The organism is Variovorax pasteuri (assembly GCF_051216435.1).
Classification (GTDB): Bacteria; Pseudomonadota; Gammaproteobacteria; order Burkholderiales; family Burkholderiaceae_C; genus Variovorax.
Map to the genome: position 1 here is coordinate 253,857 of NZ_JBPJZS010000006.1, position 14,963 is coordinate 268,819.

Annotated in this window: 14 protein-coding genes; all 14 read right to left on the reverse strand. The window is 70.0% G+C overall.

All coding sequences use genetic code 11. From position 1 onward, the window contains the following. Positions 1–6 precede the first annotated feature (6 nt). Positions 7–870, reverse strand: a complete 864-nt coding sequence (locus ACSFBM_RS22430; protein WP_435486338.1) for an isocitrate lyase/PEP mutase family protein — start codon at positions 868–870, stop codon at positions 7–9. Next, positions 867–2,279, reverse strand: coding sequence for an FAD-dependent oxidoreductase (locus tag ACSFBM_RS22435; protein WP_435486339.1), 1,413 nt, complete (start codon positions 2,277–2,279; stop codon positions 867–869). Before ACSFBM_RS22435 ends, ACSFBM_RS22430 begins: the two co-directional genes overlap by 4 nt. After that, on the reverse strand, positions 2,276–2,899 hold the full coding sequence (locus tag ACSFBM_RS22440; RefSeq protein WP_435486340.1) for a cysteine hydrolase family protein: 624 nt from the start codon (positions 2,897–2,899) through the stop codon (positions 2,276–2,278). Before ACSFBM_RS22440 ends, ACSFBM_RS22435 begins: the two co-directional genes overlap by 4 nt. Next, positions 2,896–4,950 carry a hydantoinase/oxoprolinase family protein gene (locus ACSFBM_RS22445; RefSeq protein ID WP_435486341.1) on the reverse strand — a complete coding sequence of 685 codons (2,055 nt, stop codon included), beginning with the start codon at positions 4,948–4,950 and terminating at the stop codon, positions 2,896–2,898. Before ACSFBM_RS22445 ends, ACSFBM_RS22440 begins: the two co-directional genes overlap by 4 nt. After that, positions 4,947–6,644, reverse strand: coding sequence for a hydantoinase B/oxoprolinase family protein (locus tag ACSFBM_RS22450; RefSeq protein ID WP_435486342.1), 1,698 nt, complete (start codon positions 6,642–6,644; stop codon positions 4,947–4,949). The genes ACSFBM_RS22445 and ACSFBM_RS22450 overlap by 4 nt, the downstream gene beginning before the upstream one ends. Then, complete coding sequence (locus ACSFBM_RS22455; protein ID WP_435486343.1) at positions 6,637–7,158, reverse strand: LeuD/DmdB family oxidoreductase small subunit; 522 nt, start codon at positions 7,156–7,158, stop codon at positions 6,637–6,639. The genes ACSFBM_RS22450 and ACSFBM_RS22455 overlap by 8 nt, the downstream gene beginning before the upstream one ends. Further along, positions 7,155–8,453 (reverse strand): 3-isopropylmalate dehydratase large subunit, encoded by a 1,299-nt coding sequence (locus tag ACSFBM_RS22460; protein WP_435486344.1) that lies wholly within the window; start codon positions 8,451–8,453, stop codon positions 7,155–7,157. Before ACSFBM_RS22460 ends, ACSFBM_RS22455 begins: the two co-directional genes overlap by 4 nt. Further along, positions 8,450–9,415 carry a tripartite tricarboxylate transporter substrate binding protein gene (locus ACSFBM_RS22465; RefSeq protein WP_435486345.1) on the reverse strand — a complete coding sequence of 322 codons (966 nt, stop codon included), beginning with the start codon at positions 9,413–9,415 and terminating at the stop codon, positions 8,450–8,452. The genes ACSFBM_RS22460 and ACSFBM_RS22465 overlap by 4 nt, the downstream gene beginning before the upstream one ends. A gap of 32 nt (positions 9,416–9,447) precedes the next feature. Continuing rightward, positions 9,448–10,158: an ABC transporter ATP-binding protein gene (locus ACSFBM_RS22470; RefSeq protein WP_435437933.1), complete on the reverse strand. Its 711-nt coding sequence runs from the start codon at positions 10,156–10,158 to the stop codon at positions 9,448–9,450. Beyond that, positions 10,155–10,925: an ABC transporter ATP-binding protein gene (locus tag ACSFBM_RS22475; protein ID WP_435486346.1), complete on the reverse strand. Its 771-nt coding sequence runs from the start codon at positions 10,923–10,925 to the stop codon at positions 10,155–10,157. Before ACSFBM_RS22475 ends, ACSFBM_RS22470 begins: the two co-directional genes overlap by 4 nt. After that, a complete protein-coding gene (locus tag ACSFBM_RS22480) occupies positions 10,918–11,898 on the reverse strand; it encodes a branched-chain amino acid ABC transporter permease (RefSeq protein ID WP_435486347.1) in 981 nt (326 codons plus the stop codon). Before ACSFBM_RS22480 ends, ACSFBM_RS22475 begins: the two co-directional genes overlap by 8 nt. Further along, complete coding sequence (locus tag ACSFBM_RS22485; protein ID WP_435437930.1) at positions 11,895–12,767, reverse strand: branched-chain amino acid ABC transporter permease; 873 nt, start codon at positions 12,765–12,767, stop codon at positions 11,895–11,897. Before ACSFBM_RS22485 ends, ACSFBM_RS22480 begins: the two co-directional genes overlap by 4 nt. Positions 12,768–12,917: 150 nt before the next feature. Continuing rightward, positions 12,918–14,120 (reverse strand): ABC transporter substrate-binding protein, encoded by a 1,203-nt coding sequence (locus ACSFBM_RS22490; RefSeq protein WP_435486348.1) that lies wholly within the window; start codon positions 14,118–14,120, stop codon positions 12,918–12,920. 20 nt (positions 14,121–14,140) lie between these two features. Continuing rightward, entirely contained in the window at positions 14,141–14,923 is a 783-nt protein-coding gene (locus ACSFBM_RS22495; protein ID WP_435486349.1) for a GntR family transcriptional regulator, read from the reverse strand. Positions 14,924–14,963: the final 40 nt, after the last annotated feature.

Sequence of the window (14,963 nt, forward strand, 5' to 3'; positions counted from 1 at the left end):
GCGTCGTCAGTCGTACTTCTGGCCGGTGCGCATCAGCTCGGGCGTGCCGATCACTTCGTTGAGCGCATCGAAGTCCAGCATCTGGGGCCGCCATGGCTGCGTGGTGCGGTGCTGGTGCAGGCTCGCGTAGTAGCCCTGCAGCGTGTGCACCACCGCACGCGCCGTGCCGCCCGGGAAGATGGCGATGCGAAAGCCGTGCTTCTGCAGCGCATCGGCATCCTGGATCGGCGTCTTGCCGCCTTCGACCATGTTGGCCAGCAGCGGCACGCGGTCGCCGAATCGCTGGCACGCCGCATCCATCTGCGCGGGCGAGCGCAGTGCCTCGATGAAGAGCGCGTCCACGCCGCATTCGAGGTAGGCCTCGGCGCGGTCGAGCGCGGCCTCCAGCCCTTCGACCGCCACCGCGTCGGTGCGCGCGAGGATCAGCGTGTCGCTCGAGGCGCGCGCGTCCAGCGCGGCCTTGAGCTTGCCGACCATCTCGCGCTCGGGCACCACGGCCTTGCCGTCGAGGTGGCCGCAGCGCTTGGGAAAGGTCTGGTCCTCGATCTGCACCATGGCCGCGCCCGCGCGTTCGAAGCCGCGCACCGTGCGCTGCGTGTTCAGCGCGTTGCCGAAGCCGGTGTCGGCATCGACGATCACCGGCAGGTTCACGCGCTCGGTGATGCGCGCGAGCGTGTCGGCCACCTCGGTGAAGGTGGTCAGGCCGATGTCGGAGCGGCCCAGCCGCGTGTAGGCGATCGATGCGCCCGAGAGGTACAGCGCCTCGAAGCCGGCCTGCTCGGCCACCAGCGCGCTCAGCGCGTCGTACACGCCCGGCGCGAGCACGATGTCGTTGCGCGCCAGCCGGGTCTTGAAGTTGTCGGTCGTCATGCGGACGCCTCCTTGGATCGAATGAACGCGGCAGCCGTGTGCGCCGCGATGTACCCGCCGGCCACGGCGCTCAGCAGGCCGTTGCCGGAGAGATAGCCCCACACCGCGTCGCCCGAGACGCCGCCCGCCGCGCCGCCCGCCGCGAGCAGGTTGGGCAGCGGCGTGCCGTCTTGCCGCAGCACGCGCATGTCGGGCGCGGTGGCCAGGCCGCCCTGGGTGTGGAAGAGCGCGCCGGTCACCTTGACGGCGAAGTACGGCGCGTCGAGGCCGCGTGCGAACACGCGGCCGTCGGCGCCCGGCGTGCCACCGCGCATCGCATCGAGCGTGGCCTGCAGCACCGCGCGCTCGCAGCCGATGCAGTCGGCCAGCGCGGCCACCGAGTCGCAGCGGCGCAGCGCGCCCGCCGCCTCGGCCTCGCAGAAATCGGGAAAGCCGCGCGCCAGCGCGAGCAAGGGCGTGTCGAACACGTTCCACGCAATGCCGCCGGGCTGCGCCAGCACGTGCACCGCAGCCTCCGAGTAGCCCTGCGTTTCGTCATGGAAGCGACGGCCTTCGCTGTTGAGCTGCACGCCGCCTTCCATCATCACGGCCCACGACATCAATGCGCCCTGCGGCGTGACCCAAGAGCCGTGCCCCTGGTAGCCACCCAGGTCGCGCAGTTGCGCACCCAGCGCTTCGCCCCAGAGGATGGCGCTGCCGTCGTTGCCCACATGCCCGCCGAAGGTGGCCTCGGCCATCTCGGGCAGCAGCGTGCGCACCATCTGCGTGTTGCCGCCGAAGCCGTTGCAGGCAAGCAGCAGCGCGTCGCAGCCCAGCGTCTCGTGCCGGCCGTCGGGGCGCAGGTAGTCGATGCCGATCACGCGGTCTTCGTCGTCGAGCACCAGCGTGTCGACCACCGCCTGCGTGAGCACGGGGACGCCGGCGGCCTCCACTGCGGCCTGCAGCGCGGCCATCAACGCGGCGCCGGTCTTCTGCGGCAGCGCGTGCATGCGGTGCACGCTGTGGCCGGGGTAGAGAAAGCCGTCGAGCAGCATCCATGCGAGGCCGTGCCGCTCCTGCAGCGCATCGAGCGCAGGGCCGATGGCGGCGGCATAGGCCTCGACCAGCGCCGGTGCCGCACGGCCGTGCGCCTTGGCCTGGATGTCGGCCCCGAAGCGCGCCGCGCTGTCGCCGGCCACGCCGTGCGCGCGCTGCGTGCGCGTGCCCGGCGCGGGAATGAAGCCCGAGGACAGCGCGGTCGATCCGCTCGGCAGCGCATCGCGTTCGAGCACCACGCAGTCGACGCCGGCATCGGCCAGCATCAGCGCGGCGGTGAGCCCGCAGGCGCCTCCGCCGACGATGGCCACCGCCACATGCATGTCGGCCTCGACCGAGGCCGCGCGGCGAATGGTTCGCACGGGTTGCGTCATGCGAGCGAATCGATCGAATCGATGAAGGGCTGGCAGTTCGTGACCTCGGCCACGTTGCGCATGTCGGCCAGCGAGATGTTGTGGCGCTCCTCGCCGAAGGCCGCGCAGCCGTCGCCCAGCACCAGCGTGCGGTAGTCGCGCATGTGCGCATCGCGCACCGTGCTGGCCACGCCGCCGTTGGTGACGATGCCGCAGACCGCCACGGTGGCTATGCCCGCGCGGCGCAACACCCAGTCGAGCTGGGTGTTGAAGAAGGCCGAGTACGCGACCTTGCTCACCGTCACGTCGACCAGGCCCGCCAGCGCATCGACATTGGCCTGGCCCCAGCTGCCGGGCGCGAAGTCGCCCTTCGCCAGGTACGGGCGCAGCGCCTTCAGGTGCGGCGACACCATCGGCTCGCCCTTCGCATCGGGCCACAGCGTGAACTGGCTGGCGACGACCAGCCCGCCCGCCGCCTTCAGCGCGCGCGCCACGGCGGCCACGCGCTCGGGCAGCAGCAAGGCCGGCGGATTGGTGTCGCCGCCGCGCGCATAGGCGCCCTTGGCATCGAGAAAGTCGTTCTGCAGGTCGATGACGACCAGCGCCGTCTTCGCCGCGATCACCTTCGCGCCTTCGCTCACGACGGCCTCACCAGCAGGTTGCCGTGCGCATCGACCTCGGCATGGAAGCCGGGTTCCAGCCACACGGTGGTGTCGGCCTGCTCCAGGATCGCGGGCCCGTCGATGCGCGCGGCCACGGGCAGTTCGAGCCGTGCATGGCGCACCGCGTCGTGCCACTGGCCCTGATGGAACACGCGCTGCGTGCCCAGCGGCGCGGTGCTGCCCTCGCCTTCGGGTGCGAGCACCTTCAGGTCGAACTTGGGCCGCACGCCGATGCGCGCATAGCGCAGGTTCATCACGCGGATGGCGATGCCGTCGAGCACGCGGCCGAAGGCTGCCGTGTAGGCGGCTTCGAAGGCCGAGCGAATCGAGGCGGCCGTGAGCGGCGCCTTGCCCGCATCGGCCAGCACCACCGGCAGCGTGTGCGTCTGGCCGGCATAGAGCATGTCGAGCGCGACGACCTGCTTCACCTCGTCGAAGCGCACGCCCGAAGAATCGAGCCGCTGCTGGCAGCTGGCGGCCAGCGCGTCGATGCGGCGCTGCACATCGGCCACATCGAGCTCGGCCAGCGGCTTGTTGAGGGTCTGCACCGCGTCGTGGCGCATGTCGGCGATCACGCAGCCCAGCGCAGAGGTCACGCCGGGGTAGCGCGGCACGATGCCCGTGGCCACGCCCACCTCGCGCATCATGGCGCACACATGCAGCGCGCCGCCGCCGCCGAAGGGCATGTAGGCGAAGCGGCGCGGGTCGTGCCCGCGCTCGATGGAGACGAGGCGGATGGCACCGGCCATGCGCGCATTGGCCACGGTAAGAATCGCTTCGGCCGCCGCGTACACATCAAGCCCCAGCGGGCGCGCCACATGTTCCTCGATCGCCTGGCGCGACTTCTCTGCGTCCAGCGCGGCGAGCAGCCCGCCGCCCAGCGGACGGTCCGCCGCGATGCGCCCCAGCAGCACGTTGGCGTCGGTCACCGTCGGGCGCATGTTGCCGCGCCCATAGCAGGCCGGGCCGGGCACGCTGCCCGCCGACTCCGGGCCGACCTGCAGCATGCCGCTCGCATCCACCGACGCAATGGAGCCGCCGCCGGCGCCGATGGTCTCGATCTGGATCATGGGCGAGCGGATCACCATGCCGAACTCGATGGCGGTCTGCGCCGCCAGCGCGGCCTCGCCGTTGGCCACCAGCGACACGTCGAAAGACGTTCCGCCCATGTCGCCCGTGATCGCGTTCGGAAAGCCCGCCGCGCGCGCAATGGCCGCGCAGGCGATCACGCCCGCCGCCGGGCCCGACAGCGCGGTGCGCACCGGCAGGTCGCTGGCGGTCTGGCGCGACATCACGCCGCCGTTGCTCTGCACCACCAGCAGCTCGCCGGCGAAGCCCTGCGCGCGCAGGTCGCTCTCCAGCCGGCCCAGGTAGCTGCCCACCACCGGCTGCAGCGCGGCGTTGAGCGTGGCGGTCGAGCAGCGCTCGAACTCGCGGATCTCGGGCAGCACCTCGCTGGCCGAGGTCACGTGCGGGTTGGGCCACAGCTCGCGCACCGCGGCCACGGCCAGGCGCTCGTTCTCGGGGTTGGCGTAGGTGTTGATGAAGAACACGCACACCGCCTCGCAGCCGGCTTCGAGCAGCAAGCGTGCCTCGGCGCGCACCTGGTCGAGGTCGACCGCCGTGTGCAGCGTGCCGTCGGCCAGCACGCGCTCGTCCACCTCGCGGCGCAGGTCGCGCGGCACCACGGGCTTGAAGCTGCCGCGCAGGCCCCAGGTCTCGGGCCGGTCGCGCCGGCGCATCTCGAGCACGTCGCGGAAGCCGCGCGTGGTGATGATGCCGGTGCGCGCCACCTTGCGCTCCAGCAGCGCGTTGGTACCCACCGTGGTGCCGTGCACGATGGTCGAGATGTCGGCGGCCGAGTCGGCCACGCGGGCCACGCCGTTCATGAAGCCGCGCGCTTCCTCGCCGCGGGTGGAAGGCACCTTGACGATGCGCGCGGTGCCGTTGGCTTCGTCGAGCACGAACAGGTCGGTGAAGGTGCCGCCGACATCGACGCCGACGACAAGGGATTTGGCAGGGGAAGTCATTCGGAGGCTTTCTTCTTGCTGTCGGTGTTCACGTAGCCCATCGCCACGTCGGCCTCGCGCTGCGCCGGGTTGCGCTGGGCGCCATGGCCCCAGCCGCCGCCGCCGGGTGTTTCCAGCCGCACGCGCTCGCCGCGCGCCAGCGTGATGCCGCGCATCTTCGACACCATGGGCGGTGTGTGCCACTCGCCCGCGTTCTCGTAGCTGAACACGTTGACCGCGCCCGGGCCGCCGCCCGCGATGCCCTTGGGCGGCGAGGTGCCGCGCTCGCCGAAGACGAACACCTCGGCGTCCTTCTCGAGCAGTTCGATTTCATAGACGGCGCCCAGGCCGCCGCGGTGCTGGCCGTCGCCGCCGGAGTCGGCGCGCAGCGACCATTCGGTGAAGCGCACCGGGTAGGCGGCTTCGAGAATCTCGAGCGGCGGAATGGTCGCGGTCGAGATCGGCGCGTTGCCGTGCGACAGCCCGTCGCCGCCCGAGTGCCCGCCGTGGCCGCCGCCGAAGAAGCTGAACATCACCCAGCGCTGGCCTTCGCGGCCCTTGTCGCTGCGGTGGCCCGCGATCGACAGCGCATTGATGGTGCCGTAGGCCTGCGCCACGGCGCGGGTGGGGTCGGCCTGCGCGGCGGCGCTGAAGATCACGTCGATCATGCGCAGGATGGTCTCGGTGTAGCCGCCGACCGGGCGCGGGCGCTCGCAGCTGATGACGAGCTTGTCGGGAATGACGAAGTCCACCGCATCGAGCACACCCGCATTCGCGGGCACGTCGGGGAACAGGTGCTTGAGTGCGACGTAGCAGGCCGCGATGGCGGTGGCGCGCGAGATGTTCACCGGCCCCGCGCACTGCGGCGAGGTGCGCGAGAAGTCGAGCGTCAGCCGGTCGCCGGCCACCGTCATGTCCAGCGCGATGGCGAGCGGCTCGTTGACGATGCCGTCGTTGTCCAGCACGTCGTCGAAGCTGTAGCGCCCGTCGGGCAGCGAGGCGATGTGCGAGCGCATCAGGCGCAGCGCGCGGGTGCGCAGCTCGCTCAGCGCGTTCAGCACCAGGTCGTCGCCGTACTCGTCGAGCAGGCCGTTCAGCCGCTTCTCGCCGAGCTCCAGCGCGGCGAGCTGGCCGTTCAGGTCGCCCCACAGGCTGTCGGGCAGGCGCGTGTTGGCCTGCAGGATGGCCAGCACGTCGGCGTCGAGCACGCCGTTGCGCACGATGCGCACCGGCGGAATCTGCACCGCCTCCTGCCAGCACTCGGTGGCCGCGGGGTTGTAGTTGCCGGGCACCGCGCCGCCCACGTCGTGCCAGTGCGCGGCCGAGGCCATGTGGCAGTAGAGCTTGCCGTTGCGGAAGAAGGGCTTCACCAGCTTGAAGTCGTTGGCGTGCGTGCCGCCGTCGTAGGCGTCGTTGCTGATCCAGATGTCGCCATCCTTCATGCCGCCGCGCGGCTCGGCGGCCTTGGCGGTGGCGCGCACGGCGAAGGCCATGGCGCCCACGAACACCGGCAGGCCCGACTTGCCCTGCACCAGCGTGTCGCCGGTCGTGGCGTCGTACAGGCCGTGGCAGGCGTCGTGCGCCTCGGCAATGATGGGGTTGAACGCGCTGCGGTAGAGCGTGGCGTCCATCTCGTCGGCCACCTGTTCGAGGCGGCCGCGCAGCACGGCGAGCGTGACGGGGTCGAGTGTTGCGGCGGAAGAAGGATCAGGCATCGGGGGCTTTCTTGAAGGCGGGGCGGCCGGAGCGCTGGCGCAGCTGGTTCAACAGCCCGCCGGCGCGGACCATGTCCATGAGGAATGGCGGCACCGGCTCGCAGGCCAGGCGCCGCCTGCCGGGTGCAACGATCTCGGGTGCCGTGGTGTCGAGGGCGATCTGCTCGCCCTCGTTCAGCGTCTCGGCCTCGGCGCAGGTCAGCAGCAGCAGGCCCACGTTGAAGGCGTTGCGAAAGTACAGGCCGCTGTACGAAGGCGCGACGACAGCCGCCACGCCCAGGTGCACCAGCACGGCGGCGGCCTGCTCGCGCGAGGAGCCGATGCCGAAGTTGGGCCCGGCCACCAGCACGTCGCCGCGCTGCACGCCGGCGGCGAAGTCGGGGCGGATGGCTTCGAGGCAGTGCTTCGCGATGATGTCGATGCCGTGCTTCATGGCATGGCCCGGCGCGAGCAGGTCGGTGTCGATGTCCGCGCCCAGGCGCCAGACGCGGTGGGTGGCGCGTGTCACGCTCATTGCAGCACCTCGCGCGGATCGGTCACCTGGCCGCGCAGCGCCGCAGCCGCCACCGTGTAGGGCGAGCCCAGGTACACCTGCGCGCTCGGCGAGCCCATGCGGCCCTTGAAGTTGCGCGCCGTGGTCGAGATGACGGTGATGTCGTCGCCCATCGGATCGCCATAGCCCGAGCAGGCGCCGCACGCGGTCGGGAACAGCTCGGCGCCCGCGTCCATCAGCACCTGCAGCACGCCCTCTGCGCGCGCCTGCTCCTGGTCCTGCAGGCTGGCGGGCGCGACGATCAGGCGGATGCCCGCCGCCACCTTGTGCCCGCGCAGCACCTGGGCCGCGGCGCGCAGGTCGTCGAGCTTGGCGCCGGTGCATGCGCCGATGTAGGCCACGTCCACGTGCATGCCCGCATAGCGGCTCACACCGTGCGAATTGGCCGGGCTGTGCGGTGCGGCGATGTGCGGCTCCAGCGTGGCGGCGTCGAAGCGGTGGCGCGTGAAGTCGGCGGCCTCGTCGGTGAACCAGCGCGCCATGTCCGCGCGCGGCGCACCCGCGGTCGCCAGAAAGGCTGCGGTGGTCTCGTCGGGCGCGATCAGCCCGGCCTGCGCGCCCAGCTCGGCGCTCATGTTCGACAGCGTCATGCGCTCCTGCATCGACAGCGCCTTGACGGCCGGCCCCGCGAACTCGACCGCCTGGTAGCGCCCGCCGTTCATGCCGAAGCGCCCGATCATGTGCAGCATCATGTCCTTGGCGGTCACGCCCGCGGGCAATGCGCCGTCCCACCACATGCGGATGGTCTCGGGCACGCGCAGCCAGATCTCGCCGGTGACGACCACGCCGAGCATCTCGGTGCTGCCCACGCCGAACATGTAGGCGCCAAAAGCGCCGCCCGTGGGCGAGTGCGAATCGCCGCCCACGCACAGCATGCCGGGGCGGATGTGGCCGTGCTGCGGCACCACCACGTGGCAGATGCCCTGGCTGTCGTACACATGCGGCAGCTGCTGGTCGCGTGCCCAGTCGCGCGCGATGCGCACGATGCGGCGCGAGTCGTCGTCGCGCTCGGGCACGTAGTGGTCCATCACGAGCACGATGCGCGAGCGGTCCCATATCTGCGCGCCCAGCTCTTCGAGCATGGGCTTCAGGCGGCGCGGGCCCGAGGAGTCGTGGAACATCGCAAGGTCGACGTCGCAGGTCACGATCTCGCCCACGGCCACATGGTCGCGGCCGCTGGCGCGCGCGATGAGCTTCTGCGCCAGCGTCTGGGCCGGCAGGTGCTCCGGCGTGGGGTTCGTTGCGAAAGCGCTCATTCCGGCTTGGCTCCCGAGAACTTCACGACCTTGGCCCAGCGCGGGATCTCGCTCTGCACGAACGCCGCGAACTGCTCGGGCGAGTTGCCGACCGGAATCGCGCCTTCGGTCTCCAGCCGCTTGCGCATGTCGGGCTGCTGCAGCGCATGGCGCGCCGCGTCGCCGAGCTTGCGCGCCACGTCCGCGGGCAGGCGTGCCGGGCCGAACAGGCCGAACCATGCGCTCGACTCGTAGCCCGGCAAGGCCTCGGCGATGGCCGGCACGTCGGGGAACGCGGGCAGGCGCTTCGCGGTGGTCACGCCCAGCGCCTTGAGCTTGCCGGCCTGGATGTGGGCCTTGACGTTGCCCACCGCCGCGAACATCAGCTGCACCTGGCCCGCGAGCAGGTCCTGCACGGCGGGCGCGGTGCCCTTGTAGGGGATGTTCACGATGTCCACGCCCGACTGCATCTTGAAGTCTTCGCCCGCCATGTGCAGCGACGAGCCCACCGCGCCGATGGCGAAGTTGAGCTGGCCCGGCTTGGCCTTGGCCAGCGCGATGAGTTCGCGCACGTCCTTCACCGGCAGGCTAGGGTTGGCCACCAGGATCGACGGCGAGGTGGCCACGCAAGTGAGCGCGGTGAAGTCCTTCACCGGGTCGAAGGGCAGGCTCGGGTACAGCGTGGCGTTGATGGCATGGCTGGTGAAGCTCAGCAGCAGCGTGTGGCCGTCGGGCGCGGCCTTGGCGACCGCGTCGGCGGCGATGTTGCCGCCGGCACCGGGCTTGTTCTCGACGATGACGGTGCGGCCCAGCGCGGGGCCCATGCTGACGGCCAGCGAGCGGGCCAGCGTGTCGGTCGAGCCGCCGGCGGGCGCGCCGACGAGGATGCGCACCGGCGCGCCGCCGATCTGCGCGCGGGCGCCGGCAGCGAAGGCCAATGCGGCCAGCGCGGGGGGCGCGATGAGGATGTCACGGCGTTTCATCGGGGAAGGTCTCCTTGTTTTTGTCGCGGGGCTCACAGCCCCAGGTAGGCGCGCCGCAGTTCGTCGCTGCCCAGCAGCGCGTCGGGCTTGCCCGAGAAGCGCACGCTGCCGTTCTCCAGCACGTAGGCGCGGTCGGCAATTTCCAGCGACTGGCCCACGTTCTGCTCGACCAGCAGCACCGCCAGGCCGCCGTCGCGCAGCGTGCGGATGAGCGTGAACATCTCTTCCACCAGCAGCGGCGAAAGGCCCAGCGAGGGCTCGTCGAGGATCAGCAGCACCGGCTCGGCCATGAGCCCGCGTGCGATGGCCAGCATCTGCTGCTCGCCGCCGCTCATGGTGCCGGCGTGCTGCGCGATGCGCTCGCGCAGGCGCGGGAAGATGTGGAACATCTTCTCGACGTTGGCCGCGCGTCGCTCGCGGGCGCGGGTGAAGGAGCCCAGCTCCAGGTTCTCCAGCACGCTGAGGTTGGGGAACACCTTGCGGCCTTCGGGCACCTGGATGAGGCCGGCCTTGACCACGTCGCGGTAGTGCGCGCCGGTGAGGTCCTTGCCGTCGAAGCGCACGGTGCCGCTCCAGGCCGGCACGAGGCCGCAGACCATCTTGTTGAGGGTCGACTTGCCCGCGCCGTTGCTGCCCAGCAGCGCGACCATTTCGCCGGCGTTGACCTGCAGGTCGACGCCGCGCAGCACTTCCACGCGGCCGTAGCCGCCGCGCAGGCCTTGAATGTCCAGCAACGCGCTCATGCCTGGGCTCCCGACGCTGCTGCCGCGGCCTTGCGCAGGCGCGCCGCCGTGCCGTGTCCCAGGTACGCCTCGACCACCCGGTCGTCGGAAGTCACCTGCGCCGGGTTGCCCTCGGCAATGAGCTGGCCCTGCGCCAGCACCCACACATGCTCGGCCAGGTTCATCACGGCCTGCATCACGTGTTCGATCATCAGCACGGTCACGCCGCTGTCGGCAATGCCGCGCACCACCGGCATCATCTCGGCGATCTCCTGCGGGTTGAGGCCTGCGAGCACTTCGTCGAGCAGCAGCAGGCGGGGCCGCGTGGCGAGCGCGCGGGCGAGTTCGAGGCGCTTGCGCCCGGCCACGGTGAGGTCGGACGCGGGCTTGTCGAGCTGCGGCGCGAGGCCCACGCGTTGCGCGACGGCCTCGGCGTTCTGCAGGGCTTCGGCGCGGTTGCGCACATGCAGGTGCGCGCCCACGGCGATGTTCTCGCGCACGGTCTGCGCGGCGAAGGGCTTCACGATCTGGAAGGTGCGCGTCATGCCGAGCACGGCGTTGCGGTGCGGCTCGCGGCCGGTGATGTCCTGGCCGGCGAAGCGCACGGTGCCGGCGTCGGGCTTCAGAAAGCCCGACATCAGCGCGAACAGCGTGGTCTTGCCCGCGCCGTTCGGCCCGATCAGCGCCGTGAGGCTGCCCTGCTGCACGGCCAGGCTCACGTTCTGCACGGCCTTCAGGCCGCCGAAGGAGCGCGAGACGCCGTCGAGTTTCAGGAGAGGCTCAGTCATGCTTGCCTCCCTTGGCATTCCACAGCTGCCGCACCGAGAGCCCCAGGCCCGCGACACCGCGCGGCAGGAAGATCACGATGAGCACGAGCACGGTGCCGTAGATGACCATGTTGATGCCCGGCAGTTCGCCGAACAGGTTGCGCGTGAAGTCCGACAGCAGGTGCAGCACCGCCGCGCCGAGCACCGGCCCCCACAGCGTGCCCATGCCGCCCACGATGGCCGCGACCAGCGCCTCGACCGAGGTGACCGAGCCGTAGGCGATGCCTGCATCTATGTACTGGAACACCTGCACGTAGAACCCGCCGGCCGCGCCCATGAAGGCCGCCGAGATGCCGATGGCCGCGAGCTTGACGCGGAACGGGTTCACGCCCACGGCGCGCGCGGCATCTTCGTTGTCGCGCACGGCCTGCAGGTAGGCGCCGAAGCGGCCGTTGCGCAGCCACCAGGTGACCAGCAGCGCGACGACGACCATGGCGAGCACCAGCCACAGGTAGCCCGCGCGCGAGGAGAACTGCATGTTGCCGACCGATTCGCGCAGCGGCACCATGAGCCCGACGCCGCCGCCGGTGAACGGCACCGAGGTCGCGACGATGCGGAACACTTCGGCGAAGGCCAGCGTGACGAGCGCGAAATACGAGCCCTTCAGGCCGTAGCGGAAGGTAAGCGCGCCGACGAACAGGCCCACCAGCGCGGCGCCGGCCACGGCCATCGGCAGCGCGACCCACGGGTTGATGCCGCCCTGCAGTTGCGCGATGGCCTGGATGTAGGCACCGGTGCCGAAGAACAGCGCATGCCCGAACGAGAACTGCCCGCCGAAGCCGCCGAGGATGTTCCAGGCCTGCGCGATGAGGGTGGCGTACAGCGCCATCATCACGAAGTTGAGCATGACGCCCGACTTCGTGACCAGGGGCACGCAGCCGATGACCACGGCGAAGAGCGCGATGCCCGCGAGCTGTTTCGTTCCCGCGTTCATGCCTTGGCTCCGAACATGCCCTGCGGGCGGAACAGCACGACGCCGATGAAGATGGCGAAGATGCCGATCTGGCCGAGCGACTCGCCCAGGTAGAGGCCGCCGAGCGACTCGACCACGCCCACGAGCAGGCCGCCGATGAGCGCGCCCACGAAGCTGCCCATGCCGCCGAGCACGACGATGGTGAAGGCCACGAGCACGAAGCCGCCGCCGACCTGGGGGTTGACGTAGTACGCGGGCAGCAGGAAGCACGCCGCCGCGCCGAGGCACGCCAGGCCGATGCCGAAGCTCATGGCATACACATGGTCGACGTCGATGCCCATGAGCTTGGCGCCCTCTTTCTCCTTGGCCACGGCGCGGATGGCGCGGCCGAGGTCGGTGCGGCCCATGATCCAGAACAGGATGCCCGACACCGCGAGCGCACCGGCGAAGGCGATGAGCTTGGGCACGGCGATCATGGCGGGTCCGATGGCGACGGTGCTCAGCGAATAGGCGGTGTCGATGCTGCGGGTGTCCGACTTGAAGAACAGCAGCGCGAGGTTCTCCATGACGATGGAAATGCCGAGCGTGGCGAGCAGGATGTTCTCGTCCTTGCCGTGGCCCGCGCGGTTGATGACGACGCGCTGCAGCGCATAGCCGAGCGCGAACATGCCCAGGATGGCGATGGGCAGCGCCATGTAGGGGTCGATGCCCAGGCGCTCCTTGAGGAAGTAGACGACGTAGAGGGCCAGCATCAGGCTGGCGCCGTGGGCGAAGTTGATGATGTGCAGCACGCCGTAGATCAGCGTGAGGCCCACGGCAATCAGGGCGTACACGGCGCCTGTGGTCAGTCCGTTGAGGACCGAGGGGAAGAGGATGTTGATGTCTAGCATTGGCTGGGTTGTCTCGTGCTGTCGCAGCGCTTCTCAGGAAGTCCGCCCGGCATGCGGAGCGGGCCATGCGACCGCACTGCGCCGGCCCTTCGGGCTGCCCTGCAGTGCTCGCCTTTCGCGGGGCTCGCCACCGTTGCGTCCAACACTCGCTCAGGTCTTGAGCGGGAAGATCGGGTCGACTTCGCGGTAGTCGCGCGGAATGATCACCTTGATGTCGTTCTTCACCACCTGCGTCATCAGCGGCTGCGCGCCCTCGTTCTGTCCGTTGACGAACCTGGTCGGGCCGTACGGCATGATGTGATTCGAGAAGGTGCTCTTCTCCAGCGCGTCGATGATGGCGGCGCGCTCCGTCGACTTGGCGCGCTCGATGGCATCGGCCAGCAGCCACATCGAGGTGTAGGTCATGAAGACCTCGTAGCTGAAGAACTGGCCCTTGGCTTCCACGCGCTTGCGCAGTTCCTGCGAGCGCTTGTCCTTCGGGTTGAACCAGTGGTTGCAGTCGATGATGCCGTTGGCCGCGTCCGGAAATTCCTTCACGAACTTGTAGCTCGACGCGGCGCCGCCCAGCACCGAGAAGATGGCCTTGGGCACCACCTTCTGCTGCTGCATGGTGCGCACCAGCAGCGCATATTCGTTGTAGTAGTTGGCCGGAATCACGATGTCGGGGTTGACCGACTTCATGCGCAGCACGATGTTGTTGAAGTCGCGCGTGGGGTTGGCGTGCTTCACCACCTCCTTCACCTCGAAGCCGTAGCCCGGCAGTTCGCGCGACAGCAGCTGCGCGGTGCCGGCACCGAAGAGCGACTCCTCGTGGATGATCATCACGGTCTTGGCGGGGCTGCCCGCGGCCTTGTTGAGCACCAGCAGGTTGGCAATGGCGACCTCGGTCGACTTCTTGTAGCCGGGGCCGAAGCGGAAGGTGTTCTTCAGGCCGCGCTCGACGATCTGGTCGGCCACGCCCACGTCGACCACGTGCGGCAGGTTGTACTTGGCCGCGGCCTGCGTGGTGGCCAGGCAGATGGCCGAGGCGAAGGCGCCCACGATGGCCGACACGCCGGCCTCGTTCATCTTCTCGACCTCGGCGGCGCCGGCCTGCGGCTGCGACTGCGCGTCGCCCAGCAGGGCCTCGAGCTTCGCGCCGCCCAGCGACTTGATGCCGCCCGCCGCGTTGATGTCCTCGATGGCCATGAGCGCACCCAGGCGGCACTGCTGGCCCGAATAGGCCAGCGCACCGGTGACCGGGTGCAGCACACCGACCTTGACGGTCTTGGGCTGCGCACCAGCCACGAGCGGGAAGGCGACAGCGGTGGCCAGGGCGGCCGACTGCGACACGAAACGACGGCGGTTCTGCATGGTGAGGCTTTCCTTTTTCTTCAGTTGAACTGGGCTGACACGTCTTTGCTGACCCACACCTTGGCGTCGATGCTGCCCACGCGGGAGAGCTGCATTTCGTAGGTGTAGCGGTCGGGGCGGTAGAGGCCGTGCAGCCACTGCACGGGCCGCTCGTCTTCGTCGTAGATGAGGCGGCGCACCGCGAGCAGGGCCGAACCGACGGACACGTCCAGGTGCTGTGCAAGCACGTTGTCGGCCAGGCGGGCCGAGATGGTCTGGTGCGCCCTGCCCACCTTGACGCCCGATTCCTCGAGCAGCACCAGGATGGGCTTCTTCGACAGCTCGCGCCGCCCGAAGCGGCGCGCGATGGTGTCGGGCACGTAGGTGGTGATGTGCGAAAGCGGGCCTTCCTTGGTGGAACGCACGCGCACGGCCTTCTGGACCGGGTCGCCGAGCTTCAGCTGCAGCGCCTCGGCCACCTGCGTGGACGCGGTGATGGTCGCCACGTCGATCACCTTGACGGAGGTGTGCAGGCCCATGGTGACCAGGTTCTCGAGCAGGCCGCGCAGATTGGCGCGCTCCATGCTCTTGCCGCTGGGACCGTCGCCGAGCACCGGGGGCGGCAGCGCGCGCGTGCGACGCCCGGGGTTGCGCTCGATCAGGCCTTCGGAGGCCAGCTGCTCGAGCGCGCGGCGCACCGTGACGCGCGCCACGTTGAACTGCGCCATGAGCGCGAGTTCACCCGGCAGCCCTTCGGCAAAACGCCCCTCGTGCAACTGCTCGCGCAGCACCAGGTAGATCTGGTGGTATTTCGGCAAAGGCATTTGCGACATGCCTTTGATGTTTTTGCAGTTTCAATGTTCT

What these genes read in the sequence shown, in the direction of transcription:
- ACSFBM_RS22430 (WP_435486338.1), bottom strand. Translation starts at nt 870, where the DNA reads ATGACGACCGACAACTTCAAGACCCGGCTGGCGCGCAACGACATCGTG.
- ACSFBM_RS22435 (WP_435486339.1), bottom strand. Translation starts at nt 2,279, where the DNA reads ATGACGCAACCCGTGCGAACCATTCGCCGCGCGGCCTCGGTCGAGGCC.
- ACSFBM_RS22445 (WP_435486341.1), bottom strand. Translation starts at nt 4,950, where the DNA reads ATGACTTCCCCTGCCAAATCCCTTGTCGTCGGCGTCGATGTCGGCGGC.
- ACSFBM_RS22450 (WP_435486342.1), bottom strand. Translation starts at nt 6,644, where the DNA reads ATGCCTGATCCTTCTTCCGCCGCAACACTCGACCCCGTCACGCTCGCC.
- ACSFBM_RS22455 (WP_435486343.1), bottom strand. Translation starts at nt 7,158, where the DNA reads ATGAGCGTGACACGCGCCACCCACCGCGTCTGGCGCCTGGGCGCGGAC.
- ACSFBM_RS22460 (WP_435486344.1), bottom strand. Translation starts at nt 8,453, where the DNA reads ATGAGCGCTTTCGCAACGAACCCCACGCCGGAGCACCTGCCGGCCCAG.
- ACSFBM_RS22465 (WP_435486345.1), bottom strand. Translation starts at nt 9,415, where the DNA reads ATGAAACGCCGTGACATCCTCATCGCGCCCCCCGCGCTGGCCGCATTG.
- ACSFBM_RS22470 (WP_435437933.1), bottom strand. Translation starts at nt 10,158, where the DNA reads ATGAGCGCGTTGCTGGACATTCAAGGCCTGCGCGGCGGCTACGGCCGC.
- ACSFBM_RS22475 (WP_435486346.1), bottom strand. Translation starts at nt 10,925, where the DNA reads ATGACTGAGCCTCTCCTGAAACTCGACGGCGTCTCGCGCTCCTTCGGC.
- ACSFBM_RS22480 (WP_435486347.1), bottom strand. Translation starts at nt 11,898, where the DNA reads ATGAACGCGGGAACGAAACAGCTCGCGGGCATCGCGCTCTTCGCCGTG.
- ACSFBM_RS22485 (WP_435437930.1), bottom strand. Translation starts at nt 12,767, where the DNA reads ATGCTAGACATCAACATCCTCTTCCCCTCGGTCCTCAACGGACTGACC.
- ACSFBM_RS22490 (WP_435486348.1), bottom strand. Translation starts at nt 14,120, where the DNA reads ATGCAGAACCGCCGTCGTTTCGTGTCGCAGTCGGCCGCCCTGGCCACC.
- ACSFBM_RS22495 (WP_435486349.1), bottom strand. Translation starts at nt 14,923, where the DNA reads ATGCCTTTGCCGAAATACCACCAGATCTACCTGGTGCTGCGCGAGCAG.